The organism is Serratia sp. (in: enterobacteria), assembly GCF_052400455.1.
Taxonomy (GTDB): Bacteria; Pseudomonadota; Gammaproteobacteria; order Enterobacterales; family Enterobacteriaceae; genus Serratia; species Serratia ureilytica.
Genome location: NZ_CP185812.1, coordinates 813,475 through 829,886, shown reverse-complemented (window position 1 = coordinate 829,886; position 16,412 = coordinate 813,475). Strand labels below are relative to the sequence as shown.

14 protein-coding genes are annotated in these 16,412 nt (G+C 60.8%); 5 read left to right on the top strand and 9 right to left on the bottom strand.

Features of this window, described 5'->3' with window-relative positions:
- Window positions 1–40: 40 nt before the first annotated feature.
- Both recA and pncC read right to left on the bottom strand, forming a co-directional pair.
- Window positions 41–1,105 (bottom strand): recombinase RecA, encoded by a 1,065-nt coding sequence (gene recA / locus ACORQT_RS03845; protein WP_004932541.1) that lies wholly within the window; start codon window positions 1,103–1,105, stop codon window positions 41–43.
- A gap of 111 nt (window positions 1,106–1,216) precedes the next feature.
- Window positions 1,217–1,705: a nicotinamide-nucleotide amidase gene (gene pncC / locus ACORQT_RS03840; protein WP_047025224.1), complete on the bottom strand. Its 489-nt coding sequence runs from the start codon at window positions 1,703–1,705 to the stop codon at window positions 1,217–1,219.
- 243 nt (window positions 1,706–1,948) lie between these two features.
- Here pncC and ACORQT_RS03835 point away from each other — a divergent pair, with 243 nt between their 5' ends.
- Window positions 1,949–3,328: an MFS transporter gene (locus ACORQT_RS03835; protein ID WP_033641904.1), complete on the top strand. Its 1,380-nt coding sequence runs from the start codon at window positions 1,949–1,951 to the stop codon at window positions 3,326–3,328.
- A gap of 9 nt (window positions 3,329–3,337) precedes the next feature.
- Here the strand turns inward: ACORQT_RS03835 and chbG are convergent, their stop codons facing one another.
- The 6 genes from chbG to ACORQT_RS03805 all read right to left on the bottom strand — a co-directional run bounded on the left by chbG (window position 3,338) and on the right by ACORQT_RS03805 (window position 9,543).
- Window positions 3,338–4,099: a chitin disaccharide deacetylase gene (gene chbG / locus ACORQT_RS03830; protein WP_047025223.1), complete on the bottom strand. Its 762-nt coding sequence runs from the start codon at window positions 4,097–4,099 to the stop codon at window positions 3,338–3,340.
- Between the two features lie 148 nt (window positions 4,100–4,247).
- Window positions 4,248–5,096, bottom strand: a complete 849-nt coding sequence (gene chbR / locus ACORQT_RS03825) for a transcriptional regulator ChbR (protein ID WP_043135810.1) — start codon at window positions 5,094–5,096, stop codon at window positions 4,248–4,250.
- Window positions 5,097–5,111: 15 nt separating this feature from the next.
- Entirely contained in the window at window positions 5,112–6,497 is a 1,386-nt protein-coding gene (locus ACORQT_RS03820) for a glycoside hydrolase family 1 protein (protein WP_060659937.1), read from the bottom strand.
- Between the two features lie 43 nt (window positions 6,498–6,540).
- Window positions 6,541–7,902 (bottom strand): PTS N,N'-diacetylchitobiose transporter subunit IIC, encoded by a 1,362-nt coding sequence (gene chbC, locus ACORQT_RS03815; protein ID WP_033641899.1) that lies wholly within the window; start codon window positions 7,900–7,902, stop codon window positions 6,541–6,543.
- 12 nt (window positions 7,903–7,914) lie between these two features.
- Window positions 7,915–8,232, bottom strand: coding sequence for a PTS sugar transporter subunit IIB (locus tag ACORQT_RS03810; RefSeq protein WP_004932561.1), 318 nt, complete (start codon window positions 8,230–8,232; stop codon window positions 7,915–7,917).
- A gap of 417 nt (window positions 8,233–8,649) precedes the next feature.
- Entirely contained in the window at window positions 8,650–9,543 is an 894-nt protein-coding gene (locus tag ACORQT_RS03805; RefSeq protein ID WP_042783708.1) for a LysR family transcriptional regulator, read from the bottom strand.
- Between the two features lie 169 nt (window positions 9,544–9,712).
- Here ACORQT_RS03805 and ACORQT_RS03800 point away from each other — a divergent pair, with 169 nt between their 5' ends.
- From ACORQT_RS03800 to mutS, 4 genes are all read left to right on the top strand, one after another.
- Window positions 9,713–10,450: an SDR family NAD(P)-dependent oxidoreductase gene (locus ACORQT_RS03800; RefSeq protein WP_308346994.1), complete on the top strand. Its 738-nt coding sequence runs from the start codon at window positions 9,713–9,715 to the stop codon at window positions 10,448–10,450.
- Between the two features lie 12 nt (window positions 10,451–10,462).
- Window positions 10,463–11,434, top strand: a complete 972-nt coding sequence (locus ACORQT_RS03795; RefSeq protein WP_042783707.1) for an aldo/keto reductase — start codon at window positions 10,463–10,465, stop codon at window positions 11,432–11,434.
- Between the two features lie 30 nt (window positions 11,435–11,464).
- Window positions 11,465–12,457, top strand: coding sequence for a Vgb family protein (locus ACORQT_RS03790; RefSeq protein ID WP_230079616.1), 993 nt, complete (start codon window positions 11,465–11,467; stop codon window positions 12,455–12,457).
- A 309-nt stretch (window positions 12,458–12,766) separates the two neighbouring features.
- On the top strand, window positions 12,767–15,322 hold the full coding sequence (gene mutS / locus ACORQT_RS03785; RefSeq protein WP_047025251.1) for a DNA mismatch repair protein MutS: 2,556 nt from the start codon (window positions 12,767–12,769) through the stop codon (window positions 15,320–15,322).
- A 79-nt stretch (window positions 15,323–15,401) separates the two neighbouring features.
- Here mutS and rpoS read toward each other — a convergent pair whose 3' ends face one another.
- Window positions 15,402–16,400, bottom strand: coding sequence for an RNA polymerase sigma factor RpoS (gene rpoS, locus ACORQT_RS03780; RefSeq protein ID WP_019455119.1), 999 nt, complete (start codon window positions 16,398–16,400; stop codon window positions 15,402–15,404).
- Window positions 16,401–16,412 lie beyond the last annotated feature (12 nt).

The following is a 16,412-nucleotide window of genomic DNA, read 5'->3' as shown; positions in this document are numbered from 1 at the left end:
GGATGTGCGCCACATAAACGGCGGCGCACATCTTCAGCGATTAAAACTGCTCGCTGGTTTCCGCTTCGTCATCTTCGAAGTCGTCACCGGAGGCAGCCACCAGCTCACCGCCGCTGTGCAGCAGCAGGTCGCGCAGTTTCTTATCCAGCTCGGCGGCGATAGCCGGGTTTTCTTTCAGGAAGTTACAGGCGTTCGCCTTGCCCTGACCGATCTTCTCGCCGTTATAGCTGTACCAGGCGCCGGCTTTTTCGATCATCTTGTGCTTCACGCCCAGATCGACCAGCTCACCACGGCTGTTGATGCCTTCGCCGTACATGATTTGGAACTCAGCCTGTTTGAACGGCGCAGCGATTTTGTTCTTCACCACTTTCACGCGGGTTTCGCTGCCCACCACTTCGTCGCCCTCTTTGATGGCGCCGATACGACGGATATCCAGACGCACCGAAGCATAGAACTTCAGAGCGTTACCACCGGTAGTGGTTTCCGGGTTGCCGAACATCACGCCGATCTTCATACGGATCTGGTTGATGAAGATCAGCAGGGTATTAGCGTTTTTCAGGTTGCCGGCCAGCTTACGCATCGCCTGGCTCATCATACGCGCCGCCAACCCCATGTGCGAATCGCCGATTTCACCTTCGATTTCTGCCTTCGGCGTCAACGCCGCCACGGAATCGACGATGATGACGTCAACCGCGCCGGAGCGGGTCAGCGCATCACAGATTTCCAGAGCCTGCTCGCCGGTGTCCGGCTGGGAGCACAGCAGGTTGTCGATATCGACGCCCAGCTTCTTCGCATAGATAGGATCCAGCGCGTGCTCGGCATCGATGAACGCACAGGTTTTTCCTTCGCGCTGCGCGGCGGCGATCACCTGCAGCGTCAGGGTGGTTTTACCGGACGATTCCGGGCCGTAGATTTCGACGATGCGGCCCATCGGCAGGCCGCCGGCGCCCAGAGCGATATCGAGTGACAGTGAGCCGGTGGAGATGGTTTCCACGTCCATGGAGCGGTCTTCACCCAGGCGCATGATGGAGCCTTTGCCGAACTGTTTCTCAATCTGGCCCAGTGCCGCAGCTAACGCCTTTTGCTTGTTCTCATCAATAGCCATTTTTGCTCCTTCGTTTCGCAATGCCGGTGTTACCCCACACTGCCACTGAATGTATGTTGTGCAGGAAATGTCACTAATTATACTGTATGGTCATACAGTATCAAGCCTAATTTACAAAAATTCGTCAATGGCGGTTTGCAGCGCGAAAATCGTCGCCTGCAGCCGCACCGCATCGCGGTCGCCCTCGAATTGCATCTTGCGCGACAGCCCCCGGCCATCGCTGCTGGCGAAGCCGAACCACACGGTGCCGACCGGCTTTTCCGCGCTGCCGCCGTCCGGGCCAGCGATGCCGCTCACCGACAGCGCCAGATCGGCCTGCGCCGCACGCAGCGCCCCTATGGCCATCTCGCGCACCACCTCTTCGCTGACCGCACCATGCGCCGCCAACGTCGCTTCGCTCACTCCCAGCAGGTCATGCTTCGCCGCATTGCTGTAGGTCACGAATCCGCGATCGAAATAGGCGGAGCTTCCCGCAACATCGGTAATGGCCTTGGCGATGCCGCCGCCGGTGCAGGATTCAGCGCAGGTGATCCAGCGGCCCTGAGCCTTCAGTTTCTCCCCTGCCAACACGCTGAGCTGACGCAGTTGGTTTTCACTCATAATCCCTCCCTCGTGAATTCAGGTATATGCGCCCGATAGTAGCATTTATCAAGGCGGCGCGGCGGCTGGCGCGCAGAAATGCGCAGCGCCTCGCAGGAGGTGCGGTTTTAAGCGCCCGGCCAAGCTGCTAGTATCAAAAGAAGCGCCCCATCGAGCGGCGGCGCACCAGCACAAGGAACATCACGGAGGCGGCACGCTGCGGCGGCGGCCTCAGGGCGCACCAGAAGAGATTAGGATGATAGAGTGAAAAAAACGTTGGGCGTATTTTTGCCGTTGTACACCACCACCCTGCTGCTGCTGTTGGGCTCAGGCCTGCTCACTACCTACGTCTCGCTGCGGCTGACCTCCATTCACGTCAGCAGCGCGCTGATCGGCGCCATCATCGCCGCCAACTACATCGGGCTGGTGATCGGCGGCAAGGTCGGCCACTTTCTCATCGCCCGCGTCGGGCATATCCGCGCCTACGTGGCCTGCGCCGGCATCATCACCGCCGCGGTGCTGGGCCACGGCCTGACGGAGTTCATTCCCGCCTGGGTCGCGCTGCGCCTGGTGATCGGCCTATGCATGATGTGTCAGTACATGGTGCTGGAGAGCTGGTTGAACGACCAGGCGGAATCCAACCAGCGCGGCATGGTGTTCGGCTTCTATATGGCGGCGACCTATCTCGGCATGTCGCTGGGCCAGATCGTGCTGATGCTGCAAAGCAATCTGGGCATCGCCACGCTGCTGGTGATCGCGCTGTGCTTCGCGCTCTGTCTGGTGCCGATCGCTCTGACTACCCGCACCAATGCGCGCCACATGTCGCCGGCGCCGATGGAACTGCGTTATTTTGTCGGCGCCATTCCCAAGGTGCTGGCCACCACGCTGGTGATCGGCATGGTCGTGGGCTCGTTTTACGGGCTGGCGCCGGTCTACGCCAGCCTGCAGTCCTTAACCACTCAGCAAACCGGCCTGTTCATGGCGCTCTCCATCTTCGCCGGGCTGGTGGCGCAATTCCCGCTCAGTTGGCTGTCGGATCGCTATAACCGCCCCTTGCTGATGCGCCTCAACGCCATTCTGCTGATCGTGGCGGCGCTGCCGCTGGCGCTGCTGCCGCACATCGATTTTCCGCTGCTGCTGGCGGTAGGATTCGTCGTCAGCATGCTGCAGTTTACGCTCTACCCGCTGGCGGTGGCGCTGGCCAACGATCTGATCGAGCCGGAGCGCCGCGTCTCGCTGGCCGCCTGTCTGCTGATGGCGTTCGGCGTCGGCGCCAGCATCGGGCCGTTGGCGGTCGGCGCGCTGATCGAGCCGCTTGGCGGCAATATTCTGTACGCCTTCTTCGCCCTGTGCGGCGTGCTGCTGGCAGCCCTGAGCCGGACGGCCAAAGCAGAGGAACCGCAGCTGGCGCAGGACGCGCCGGTGCCGCATATTGCGCTGCCGGACAGTCTCGCCAGCTCGCCGCTGTCACCGGCGCTCAATCCAACCTTCGATGAGCAGATCATTCACGACACCATGCCGCCGCCGGAAGCGGCGCCCGATGTCGAGGAGCCGCAGCCCGAAGAACAGGAGGCGGAACCCTCAGCTCAGGGGGCGGATCCGGAAGAAGACACCGGTCTGAAAAAGGCGCACGCCATGCTGTAAATGACTGCGTTACAGATCCCGGAAAGAGCCCAGCAGAAAACCGCGTTCGGCGATCGCCGCTTTCAGCGTCGGCGCAGTCAACACATCCAGCTCGGCGAGGCGCGGATGGCAGTATTGGCTCTGCAGGATCGTCGCGTCGAGAAAGGCCGGGTGGCACATCATTTCCAGTGACTCGGCGCCCTGCTCGTCGGCGCGCACCAACCTTTGCAGGAACAACGTTTCGGAAATCGTCTCACCGTAGAATCCCGCGTCGAAAGCGTCCGTGCTGTAGGGGGCATGCAGCGTGATGCCACGCCGTTTCGCCTCTTCGCGATCGATGCGCAGCGGCAGATCATGCGCCAGCGCGAACGCCTCCACCAGCGGGTAAATCTGCGGCTGCATATGCACATGGTGGTGGCTGTCAATGTGCGTCGGCGGCCTGCCGAACAGCGTCACGAACCGCGCGAACTGGCGCTGCAGCTCTTCCTGAATCTCGTTCAACTGCAGCTCGCCGGCCTCGGCGCGGCGCCACAGCCATTTACCCAGCTCGCCATGCTCATTGACCAGCGAAGGCATGGCGCCCAGCGGCCTGCCATAGGTCAAAACGAAATGCAGCCCGATCGGCAATCCGGGATATTGCCGGCTGAGCGCTGCAGCATGCTCCGCGCCGCCGCCGTTCACCATCGCCGTGGTGGAGGAAACGACGCCATGCTGATACGCCTCGATAACGCCATAGTTCTGCCCTTTGCTCAGACCGAAATCGTCGGCATTCACGATCAGTAGTTTTTCCATTGTGGCTCCCGCGGGATGAATTTTTGGCAAGGGAGGGCCGACCGACCGGTGCGGCATTCCCCTTCGCTAAGATAAAAATCAAATGATTAACCGACCGGCGCCCTGAAGCTCATCGGCATATCGGCGTTGATACTGATCGGGAGCGGCCCTAAAGAGGGCCGTAACACTTTTTTCGGTAGTTGCCTGGGGTCACGTCGGTGAGCCGCTTGAAGTTTTTAATGAACAGACTGACGTCGCCATAGCCGGAATCAAAGGCGATATCGGAAACCGAATAGTTGGTGACCTCCAGCTGCGTCTTGGCGAAGTTGATGCGGATCTCGTTGATCACCTGCATCGGCGTCTTCTGGTAGTAGCGCCGCATCGCCCGGGTCAGGTACTCCTGAGTTTTCCCCGACAGCGCCACCATGTTCGCCAGCGCCCTTTCGCCGAACATCGCCTTGTCATGCATGCCGGCGAGGGTGTTCTTCAGCCACTGCGGGATATCATCGCCGCCGTCATTGTCTTCTTTATAGTGACGAATACGGCTGATCACGTAGAAGGTCAGCGTTTCGAGAAATTCGGCGAAATCGTCCTCGCGAAACTGTGGCGAACTCACCACCGATTCGATATAGGCCAAAAACTCGCTTCTCAGGCTGTAGGCCTGCGAGGCGACAAAGCAGCGCGGCAGTTGCTGCAAATAGTGCTCTTCAAAGAACGCTTTGCTGACCGCCACGTTGAAGATTTTCGTCGCGCCGAACTCGTAAAAGCTCTGGTGGTAAGAGCCGATGGGGATAAAGACGAAATCCCCGCGTTCCAGCAGCACCCGCTTGCCGTTGATCTCCTGATAGCATTTGCCGCTCAGCACGATGGTGAATTCGTAATAGTCGTGCTGATGCAGCCCGGTGGCGCTTTCCACCTTGTTGTAGATGAACAGGTGAAAGTCTTTGCAGTTAAAGAAATCCTGCTCGCGAATCAGCTTCACGTCGTTCGCACTCAGCGAAATTCGGTTATCGGACACGGCGCCGGCCTCCCGTTAGTCAAATCCGTTGCGTCTGGCCGCCTCGGCAAACCAGTAGCCGCTTTTTTTGATGGTGCGCCGCTGCTCCGCCCGATCCAGCCGCACCAGCCCATAACGATTCTTGTAGGCGTTCAGCCAGGACCAGCAATCGATAAAGGTCCACAGATGATAGCCCTTGCACTGCGAGCCTTCCGCCAGCGCGCGGTGCAGCCACTTCAGGTGATCGCGAATAAACTCGATGCGGTAATCGTCCTCCACCCGCCCATCGGCGCCGATAAACGCCTCTTCGCCCTCAACGCCCATGCCATTTTCGGAAATATAACAAGGCAGATTGCCGTAGTTCTCTTTCAGATCCATCAGAATGTCGTACAGCCCCTTCTCATAGATCTCCCAGCCGCGGTGCGGATTGATTTTGCGACCCGGCATTGCATAGTAACTGAACAAGTCCTCCGGCAGCGCGATCGGCTCCCCGGCGCGGCGCCCTGCTTTCGCCTGTACCCTGCGCGGCTGGTAGTAGTTGACGCCGAGGATATCGACCACGCCGCCTTCGATCAGCTGCGCGTCCTGCGGTTCGCAGTAAGGCATCAGCCCATGCTGCGCCAACAGATGCAGCAACGCCGCCGGATAGCGCCCTTTGGCGACCGGGTCGAGAAAGCTGCGATTGAGCAACAGATCGGCGTCGTGTGCCGCCTGTAGATCCTCCGGCGCGTCGGAGCGCGGATAGGTTGGGCTCAGGTTCAAAATGATGCCGATGCTCCCCGGCAGCCCCCGCGCTCTGAAACGTTGCACCGCCATGGCGTGCGCCAGCACGCTGTGATACGCCACGGTGACCGCCCGTTTGAAGTCCACCACGCAAGGGTAATGCAAGTCATTCAGGTAACCGGCCTCTACCGGCACGATCGGCTCGTTGAAGGTGAACCAGTGGGTAACCCGATCGCCAAACAGGCCGAAGCAGATGTCGGCGTAACGCGCATAGGCGTCGATCACCGCCCGGCTTTCCCAGCCGCCGCGCTGCTGCATGCACAGCGGCATATCGAAGTGGTAGAGATTGATAAACGGGGTGATGCCCTGCGCCAACAGCTCGTCGATCATCGCGTTGTAGAATGCCGCCGCCTGCGGGTTCACCTCGCCGTCGCCGTCCGGGATCAGCCGTGACCACGAGATCGAGGTTCTGAAGGTATTGTGGCCCAGCGTTTTGAGCAGCCCGATATCGGTGCGGAAATGGTCATAAAAGGTCGAGGCCTCGGCCGGCCCCACCCGATCGTGAAAGCGCTCGGGCGCGATCTCGTACCAATAGTCGAAGATGTTGCGGCTCTTGCCATCGCGCGCGGCCGCCCCTTCAGACTGCGGCGCGGAGGTGGCGCTGCCCCACCAAAACCCGTCGGCAAATTGATATTCCATATTCGCGTCCCTCGCGGGGCGAGCGCGCCGCCCCGTCCCACAGTTAGAATTTCAGCGCCTTGGCGATGTCTTCTTCGCTTTCCGTCGCCGCGTCGATCTGGCTTTGCGCCTTGTTGGAAATCGCCACGAACGGCAGATAAATCACGGTGGCGACCGCCAGGTTGAACAAGCTCAGCAACAGGGCCATGATGCTGCCGTTGGTGTTGAAGAACGCTCCCAGGCCGACCGGCATGGTCCAAGGCGCGATGTTGGTGATCGGCGGGATCAGCCCGGAGTAGTAAGCCAGCGAGGTGATAAGGGTCAGCACCGGCTGAACCAGGATGAACGGAATGAACATCACCGGGTTCATGATCACCGGCAAACCGAACAGGATAGGTTCGTTGATCTGGAAAATGCCGGATGGCGTCGCCAGTTTGGCGACCTGGCGGTAATCTTCGCGGCGCGAGGCGATGAAGATGGCGATGATCAGGCCCAGCGTCGAACCGGTGCCGCCGAGGTAAATATAAGAGTCGACGAACGGTTTCGCCCACATGTGGAACTCTTTGCCGGCGGCCACCGCCGCCTCGACCGAACCGTATTTGTTGTACAGCTCCACGTTTTCCAGCGCGAAAGGCGTCATGATGCCGCTGTCCAGCGCCGCCAGCGCCATGGAACCGTGTACCCCAAAGAACCACAGCAGCGAAGAGAAAAGCACGTATACCCAGCCCACCACGCTGCCCATCTTGGCCAGCGGCGCCGAAATGCCGTCCATGATGATCTGGTGGAAGTTGGTGCCCCAGTGCGCCAGCGCGAACGCCACCAGCCCCATGATGGAGAGGATGATGAAGCCGGGGATCAGCGCCGAGAAGGAGCGCGACACCGAAGCCGGCACGCTGTCCGGCAGGCTGATCACCCAGTTGCGCCGCACGATGAAGGCAAACATCTCAGCCACCGCCAGCCCAATCACCATACCGGAAATGATGTTGGCGCCGCCCAGCCAATTGGCGCCCACCGCATAGGCCTCGCCGACGTTGAACGGCGTGACGGTCATGAAGGCCGCCACCGCCAGCAACGCCGAGGCCAGGGGATCGACCTTGCGCTCTTCGGCCAGCGCCATGCTGATAAAGAACGGCGTCATCAGGGACATGATCCCCAACGTACCGTTGTAAACGCTGCCGCCAATACTCTTCAGGCTATTGAGCGTCTCGATGGTGGAGGCGTCCAATCGCACGCCCAGCGAATAGAAGAACGATCCCTCGCCAAAGCTCAGGAACACGTTGTTGATCAACACGAACATCGCCCCGGTCAAGGTCAGCGGCATCAGGCGGATAAAGCCGTTTTTGATGGCGTTGACGTGGGGCTGCTTACCGATTTTTACGGCGAAAGGCAGGATAACCTTCTCGAGCGAGGCAATGAGGGTATTCACGGCGGCCTCCTGTTATTGGTTGGCTTTCTTGATGGCGGCCACCGCGGCCTTCAGCACGCCCAGCCCATCGACCTTGCCGTACAGCAGCGGATCGATGACTTCAACAGGTTTATTGGGCAACTGTTTCTGCACTTCCGGCAGGGTGTAGGCGATCTGCGGCCCCAGCAGGATCAGATCCGCTTCAACCCCCTTCTCCGCGGCCAGCGCTTCCGGATAGGCGGCGATGATCACCGGCACTTCATATTTTTCGGCCTGCGCCTTCATTTTTGATACCAACAGGGAAGTGGACATACCGGCAGAACAAAACAGATAGATTTTTTTCTTTTCCATACCAAGCACCTCAGATAATCAAAAAAACCCGGTGTTATTTGTATGCCAGATGCAATCACGATTGCTTCACGCACATTCCTTATGAAAATTTCCGTCACGTTGCCCTGGTTACAGACAGTATACGGAGCATGAAAAAAGGATCGGTAAGCCAGAAGGAGACAGAACCGTCTCTCATTGACCTGATGGATTGACCCTCTTCACATTTCGCACAAAAAAATAGTGTGACCGGGCTCTCAAACAACCGATAAAAACTCAGAATATTCGTAATAAATAATCAAATAGCAATTATAAACAGCAAGTTATAAACTCGCTGGGAATTTAAGGGTTTATTTGCGTCTGAACAAACGGCGAGGGAATAAAAATAGTTCAAGCTTGATTCGCCTGCTGCCATCCGAACGCGATGGCAGGTGAAGAGGATTACGTGGGCAGACGCAGCAACTCAATCACCGTGGCTAGCGCCACGGAATGGTTTCTGCGGTTGGGGTAATAGAGGTAAAAACCGGGAAACGGCGCGCACCAATCGGCCAGCACCCGCCGCAGCCGTCCGCTCGCCAGATATTCTTCCACCTCCTGCTCGATGGCAAAAGCGATGCCGACGTTCGCCAGCGCCGCCTGCACCATCATCCTGCCGTCATCGAGTATCAATGGGCTGTTAACCGCCACGGAAAATCGCTGCTCCCCCTGCTGAAAAGCCCATTTGTAGCGCTCGCCTGAAGAAGCTTTGCGCCAACCGATGCAGCGATGCTGCAGTAAATCCTGCGGGTGCGTCGGTTCACCGTGCCGTTGAAAGTAATCCGGCGTGGCGACGATGGCAAAACGCAGATCCGGCGTCAGGCGCACCGCGCGCATATCGTTGTGCAGATCCTCGCCGAGCCGGATGCCGGCGTCAAAGCCCTGCTCGACGATGTTGGCGAACCCCTCGTCCGCCACCACTTCCAGCGTAATGCCGGGGTATTCGCTGGCCAGCCGTCCCAGATGCGGCACGATGGCGAGATCGATCGCCGAACGCGGCGCGTTGATGCGCACCAGGCCGCGTGGCCCTTCGCGAAACGCATTCAGGCTCTCCAGCGCGGCGTCGATGTCGGTAAAAGCCGGCACCAGCTGCGCCAGCAGATGCTCTCCGGCCTCCGTCGGCGAGACGTTGCGGGTGGTGCGGTTCAGCAGGCGAATGCCCACCTGCGCTTCAAGTTCGCGCAGGGTGTGGGTCAGCGTCGGCGGCGTCACGCCCAATCGGGCGGCGGCGCGGCGGAAGCTGCGTTCACTGGCGATAGCCACGAAGGCCGCCAGGCCGGACAGTTCGGGTTTCTTCATGCTATTGATATAAATTATCTAATAGTGAGATGAATTTTTAGCGGATAGTTATCCACCATCTAACAACATAGCATTGCGATCGAACCCATTACCAGGTATCGATGCGATGATTAATGCTACAGCTCCAACCCATGAAACGCCGCGCCGTCTGGCGGGCAAAGTCGTACTGGTGAGCGGCGGCGGCACCGGCATCGGCCGCGCCGCCGCGCTGGCCTATGCCCGCGAAGGCGCCAACGTGGCGCTGGCCGGCCGGCGCGCGGCGGAGATCGAAGCCACGGCGCGCGATATCGCGCTGGCTGGCGGCGATGCCCTGCCCATCGTGACCGACGTCTCCCAAGAAGACGATATCCGCCGGCTGCTCGCCGCGGTGACCGCCCACTACGGCCGGCTCGACGTCGCTTTCAACAACGCCGGCATCATCGGCAACTTCGCCCCCATCACCGAACAGAGCAGCGAGGATTTTGACCGGGTGATTGCCATTAACCTCAGAGGCGTCTGGCTGGCGATGAAATACGAGATTGAAACCTTCCTGGCTCAGCGGTCGGGCGGCGTGATCATCAACACCTCCTCCTGGCTGACCCACGGCGCGCTGGCCGGCTCATCCAGCTACTCCGCCAGCAAAGGGGCGCTCGATGCGATGATCCGCGCGGTGGCGCTCGAATACAGCGGCCAGGGCATCCGCGTCAACAACATCAACCCCGGCATCATCGACACGCCGATGGCACGCGGCAGCGTGGCCGACAGCGCGGCGTTCGCGCCCTTTATCGCCCATACGCCCGCCGGCCGCCTGGGCGAATCGGAAGACATCGGCGATGTGGCGCTGTGGTTGGCGACGGACGAGGCCCGCTTCATCACCGGCCAAAGCCTGCTGGTGGACGGCGGTTACACCATCGCCGGCATGCGCTGAGGAGACGATGCCATGAACTACGTTCGGCTTGGCGACAGCGGCCTGAAAGTGTCTCGTCTCTGCCTGGGCTGCATGACCTATGGCGATCCGGCCTGGCGCCCCTGGGTGCTGAAGGAAGATGAAGCGCGCCCCTTTATCCGCGAAGCGCTGGAAGCGGGCATCAATTTTTTCGATACCGCCAACATTTACTCCGGCGGAGAAAGCGAGCGCATTCTCGGCCGCGCCCTGAAGGCGTTCGCCCGCCGCGAAGACGTGGTGATCGCCACCAAGGCCTACTTTCCGATGGACGCGCAGCCGAACAGCCGAGGGCTGTCGCGCAAGCACCTGCTGCACAGCGTCGACGCCTCTTTGCAGCGGTTGGGGACGGATTACCTCGATCTGTTTGTGCTGCACCGCTTCGACACCGAAACGCCGATCGAAGAAACCGCCGACACCCTCGACGGCCTGGTACGGGCGGGCAAGATCCGCTATCTAGGCGCCTCCTCGCTGCACGCCTGGCGCCTGATGAAAATGCTGGCCTTTCAGCGTCAGCACCGCCTGGCGCCGTTTATTTCGCTGCAAAGCCAATACAACCTGGTGACGCGTGAAGATGAAGAGGAGCTGATCCCGCTGTGCCTGGAGGAGGGGCTCAGCCTGACGCCCTGGTCGCCGCTGGCTCGCGGCGTGCTGGCCGGTTCCGGCAACGCCGGCACGCTGCGCGCCGCCACCGACGAACAGGCGCCCCGTTGGTACGGCGGCAGAAACGAAGTGGAACGCACCGTCGCAGCGGTAGCGGAGGTGGCGGCCGCGCGCGGCGTTCCATCGGCGCAGATCGCGCTGGCCTGGCTGCTGGCCAAACCCGGCGTGGCGTCACCGCTGGTGGGCATGTCCAAGCCGCACCATCTGCAGGATGCGCTGGCGGCGCTCAATCTCAGCTTATCGCCGCAAGACGTGGCCGCGCTGGAGGCGCCGATGGCGCACGCTGCCCGCCCCGATCGCTGGTAGCCCCTTTTCCGTCCTTCCAGGAGAGAAGACATGTCATATGCGCTTACCGCGCGAGCAGCGTTGTTCACCCTCGCCGCCGCGCTCCCCCTGACCACTCCGGCGCAGGCCGCCGCCAATACCCACTGCGCCGAAAGCAGCATGACGCTGCCGCCCGGCGCGCTTTATCCCAACGGCATCGCCCGCGCGGCGGACGGCACGCTGTATGTCGGCCTGATCACCAGCGGCAACGTGCTGCGCAAGCGGCCGGGTAAAGCGTGGGAAACCTTTTTCCCTGGCGCTGACACGGTGTTCGCCTCAAACGCGCTGCGGCTGGACGAACGGCGCGGGTTGCTATGGGGCAATTCGCCGGACTTCCTTTCCGGCGGCAAATCGCGCGCCAACCGCATCTATGCGCTGAACGTCGCCGATGGCACGCTCAACCGCAGCCTGGCGCTGCCGACGGGGGAAATGGGCAACGATATCGTGCTCGGCGCAGACGGCACGGTGTACGTGACAGAAACCCGAGGCGGCGGCATCCTGCGCTTGCGGCCGGGCGAAGCGGCATTCAGTACGCTGTTTCAGGATGCGCGGTTGGCGGCTCCGAGCGGGCTGGGCGCGGCCGGGATCGTGCTGCTCGACGATCGGCTGATGGCTGTCGCCAATTTCGGCACCGGTAAGCTTTACACTCTCAGCTATCACGATCCAAAGCCGCAGCTGACGGAAATGCAGCTGCCGCGCCTGATTGAAAACCCGGACGGAATGGGATTGGCGCCGGACGGCGCATTGATCGTGCTGGAGAACGGGATCCAGAGCGGCCAAGGGCGGATCCTGCGGATCGCGTTGCCAAAAGCGACCGGCATGCATCGGATTGAGGTCTTGCGCGAAGGCATGGAGTCGCCGGTCAACCTGACTATCACCCCACAAGGCTGCGCCTTCGTCAGCGAGTCGCGCATCCGCCACCGCCTGCTGCCCGGCCATGAAACCGAAGTGCCCGACAGCTTCCGCATCTATCAACTGCCCTTGCCTCTCACCGCCGCGCAATAACCTCTACGCCGCCTCAGCGGGCGGCCACTTGCGTTGTTGCCCGCAGGCGAACAACAATCTCGCCGCGTTACAAACCCGCCTTGCGCAGCGCTTCCCATTTTTACCTGTGACAGCCGATTGCCCGCTGGGCTAGTATAAGCGTCTGTGCAAACCTCAGGTTTGAGTGCGCCGTTTGGCGTTTTGATGATTTGATTTGCGCCGCCCGCCAAGCGCTGAGTGGGGCGACGCCTGCTGAAACAATGTGATAGCGAATGACGACAATGAAAATCACAGTTCCCTTTACATTCAATGGATTGGAAAAATAATCGCATGAATAGCACCGATAAACTCGATTCGCACACGCCGATGATGCAGCAGTACCTGCGCCTCAAGGCCCAGCATCCTGAAATCCTGCTGTTCTACCGCATGGGCGACTTCTACGAGCTGTTTTACGACGACGCCAAGCGCGCTTCCCAACTGCTGGATATCTCGCTGACCAAACGCGGCGCCTCGGCGGGCGAGCCGATCCCGATGGCCGGCGTGCCGCACCACGCGGTGGAGAACTACCTGGCCAAGCTGGTTCAACTCGGCGAATCCGTCGCCATCTGTGAACAGATCGGCGATCCGGCCACCAGTAAAGGGCCGGTCGAGCGCAAAGTGGTACGCATCGTCACCCCCGGCACCATCACCGACGAAGCGCTGCTGCAAGAGCGCCAGGACAACCTGCTGGCGGCGATCTGGCAGGATGCGCGCGGCTTCGGTTACGCCACGCTGGACGTGAGCTCCGGCCGCTTCCGCGTCGCCGAGCCGCAGGATCTAGAGACCATGGCCGCCGAGCTGCAGCGCACCAATCCGGCCGAGCTGCTCTACCCGGAAACCTTCGAACAAATGGCGCTGATCGAGCAGCGCCACGGCCTGCGCCGCCGTCCGCTGTGGGAATTCGAACTGGAGACCGCACGCCAACAACTCAACCTGCAGTTCGGCACCCGCGATTTGACCGGCTTCGGCGTCGAGCAGGCGCATCAGGCGCTGCGCGCCGCCGGCTGTCTGTTGCAGTACGTGAAAGATACCCAGCGCACTTCGCTGCCGCACATTCGCGGCATCACCATGGAGCGTCAGCAGGACGGCATCATCATGGACGCCGCCACCCGCCGCAACCTGGAGCTGACGCAGAGCCTGTCCGGCGGCAGCGACAACACGCTGGCGGCGATCCTCGATCGCACAGTCACGCCGATGGGCAGCCGCATGCTGAAACGCTGGCTGCACATGCCGACCCGAGACATCAAGGTGCTGACCGCCCGCCAGCAGGCGATCGGCGCATTGCAGGAACGGTTCGCCGATCTGCAGCCTTCGCTGCGCCAGGTGGGCGATCAGGAGCGAATTTTGGCGCGCCTGGCGCTGCGCACCGCGCGGCCACGCGATCTGGCCCGCATGCGTCATGCTTTCCAGCAACTGCCGGACATCCGCGCGGTGCTGCAAGATGTGGATACGCCGCATGTGCAGCAACTGCTATCTCAGGTAGGCCAGTTCGACGAGCTGCGCGAACTGCTGGAACGCGCGATCGTTGAATCGCCGCCGGTGCTGGTGCGCGACGGCGGCGTGATCGCCCCCGGTTACAACAGCGAGCTGGACGAGTGGCGCGCGCTGGCCGACGGCGCCAGCGACTACCTCGATCGGCTGGAGATCCGCGAGCGTGAAAAGCTGGGGCTGGATACGCTCAAAGTCGGCTTCAACGGCGTACACGGCTACTACATTCAGGTGAGCCGCGGCCAGAGCCACCTGGTGCCGATCCACTATGTACGTCGCCAGACGCTGAAAAACGCCGAGCGCTACATCATCCCGGAATTGAAAGAGTACGAAGACAAGGTACTCACCTCCAAGGGCAAAGCGCTGGCGATCGAGAAAAACCTGTACGACGAGCTGTTCGATCTGCTGCTGCCGCACCTGGCGGAACTGCAGCAAAGCGCCGCCGCGCTGGCCGAGCTGGACGTGCTGGCCAACCTGGCCGAGCGCGCCGACACCCTGAACTACGCCTGCCCGGTCATGAGCGACCAGCCGGGGATCCGCATTACCGAAGGCCGCCACCCGGTGGTGGAACAGGTGCTGAGCGAACCGTTTATCTCCAACCCGCTCTCCCTGTCGCCACAGCGCCGCATGCTGATCATCACCGGCCCGAACATGGGCGGTAAAAGTACCTATATGCGGCAAACAGCGCTGATTGTGCTGATGGCGCACATCGGCAGCTACGTTCCGGCGGCCAAAGCCACCATCGGCCCGGTGGATCGCATCTTCACCCGCGTCGGCGCGGCGGACGATCTGGCTTCCGGCCGTTCCACCTTCATGGTGGAGATGACCGAAACCGCCAATATTCTTCACAACGCCACCGAGCACAGCCTGGTGTTGATGGATGAAATCGGCCGTGGCACCTCCACCTACGACGGCCTGTCGCTGGCCTGGGCCTGCGCCGAGAACCTGGCCAACCGCATCAAAGCGATGACGCTGTTCGCCACCCACTACTTCGAGCTGACGACGCTGCCGGAAAAAATGGAAGGCGTGGTCAACGTGCATCTGGACGCGCTTGAGCACGGCGACACCATCGCTTTTATGCACAGCGTGCAGGACGGTGCCGCCAGCAAAAGCTATGGCCTGGCGGTCGCCGCGCTAGCCGGCGTGCCGCGCGACGTCATCAAGCGCGCCCGCCAAAAGCTGCGCGAGCTGGAATCCATCTCCAGCCACACCGCGTCGGGCAGCGTCGATGCCACCCAGATGACGCTGTTGCAGGAAGATACTTCGCCGGCAGTAGAAGCCCTGGAGGCGCTGGATCCGGATTCCCTGTCGCCGCGCCAGGCGCTGGAATGGATCTACCGGCTGAAAAATATGGTGTAGTCAGACGTCAAACGCGGGCATAAAAAAACGGTGAGCATCATGCTCACCGTTTTTATTTGATGCGGTTCAACAACCGGCGTTATTCGCGGAACAGCGCCTCAATGCTCAGGCCCTGCATCTGCAGAATCTCACGCAGGCGACGCAGACCTTCAACCTGAATCTGACGGACGCGTTCACGCGTCAGGCCAATCTCCCGGCCCACGTCTTCCAGCGTCGCCGCTTCATAGCCCAGCAGGCCGAAACGACGCGCCAACACTTCACGCTGTTTGGCGTTCAGTTCGAACAGCCATTTGACGATGCTTTGCTTCATATCGTCGTCTTGCGTGGTGTCTTCAGGCCCGTTGTCCTTCTCGTCGGCCAGAATGTCCAGCAGCGCTTTCTCCGAATCCCCGCCCAGCGGCGTATCCACCGAGGTGATGCGCTCATTCAGGCGCAGCATGCGGCTGACGTCATCCACCGGCTTGTCGAGTTGCTCGGCAATCTCTTCAGCGCTCGGTTCATGATCCAGTTTATGGGAAAGCTCGCGCGCGGTGCGCAGATAAACATTCAGTTCTTTGACGATATGGATAGGCAAACGAATGGTGCGGGTTTGGTTCATGATCGCCCGTTCAATCGTCTGACGGATCCACCAGGTTGCGTAAGTGGAGAAACGGAAACCGCGTTCCGGGTCGAATTTTTCCACCGCGCGGATCAGACCGAGGTTACCCTCTTCGATCAGATCCAGCAGCGCCAGACCGCGGTTGCTGTAGCGGCGGGCGATTTTCACCACCAGCCGCAGGTTGCTTTCAATCATGCGACGGCGGGACGGCACGTCACCGCGCAGAGCACGCCGCGCAAAATAGACCTCTTCCTCTGCGGTCAACAGAGGTGAATAACCGATCTCACCCAGATAGAGCTGCGTCGCATCCAATACGCGTTGCGTAACGCCTTGAGACAACAGCTCTTCTTCCGCTAAATCGTTCTCGCTGGCCTCTTCTTCTACCAGCGCTTTTTCATCAAACGACTCAGCCTCAGCTCCATTCTCGTCGAAATCCGCATCATCATGTAACTCGTTAACTTTCAGCGTATTTTGGCTCATATGCTGCTCCTA

Coding starts and splice junctions, on each gene's coding strand:
- recA (WP_004932541.1), bottom strand. CDS start 1,105: ATGGCTATTGATGAGAACAAGCAAAAGGCGTTAGCTGCGGCACTGGGC.
- pncC (WP_047025224.1), bottom strand. CDS start 1,705: ATGAGTGAAAACCAACTGCGTCAGCTCAGCGTGTTGGCAGGGGAGAAA.
- chbG (WP_047025223.1), bottom strand. CDS start 4,099: ATGGAAAAACTACTGATCGTGAATGCCGACGATTTCGGTCTGAGCAAA.
- ACORQT_RS03820 (WP_060659937.1), bottom strand. CDS start 6,497: ATGGAATATCAATTTGCCGACGGGTTTTGGTGGGGCAGCGCCACCTCC.
- ACORQT_RS03810 (WP_004932561.1), bottom strand. CDS start 8,232: ATGGAAAAGAAAAAAATCTATCTGTTTTGTTCTGCCGGTATGTCCACT.
- ACORQT_RS03805 (WP_042783708.1), bottom strand. CDS start 9,543: ATGAAGAAACCCGAACTGTCCGGCCTGGCGGCCTTCGTGGCTATCGCC.
- ACORQT_RS03795 (WP_042783707.1), top strand. CDS start 10,463: ATGAACTACGTTCGGCTTGGCGACAGCGGCCTGAAAGTGTCTCGTCTC.
- ACORQT_RS03790 (WP_230079616.1), top strand. CDS start 11,465: ATGTCATATGCGCTTACCGCGCGAGCAGCGTTGTTCACCCTCGCCGCC.
- mutS (WP_047025251.1), top strand. CDS start 12,767: ATGAATAGCACCGATAAACTCGATTCGCACACGCCGATGATGCAGCAG.
- rpoS (WP_019455119.1), bottom strand. CDS start 16,400: ATGAGCCAAAATACGCTGAAAGTTAACGAGTTACATGATGATGCGGAT.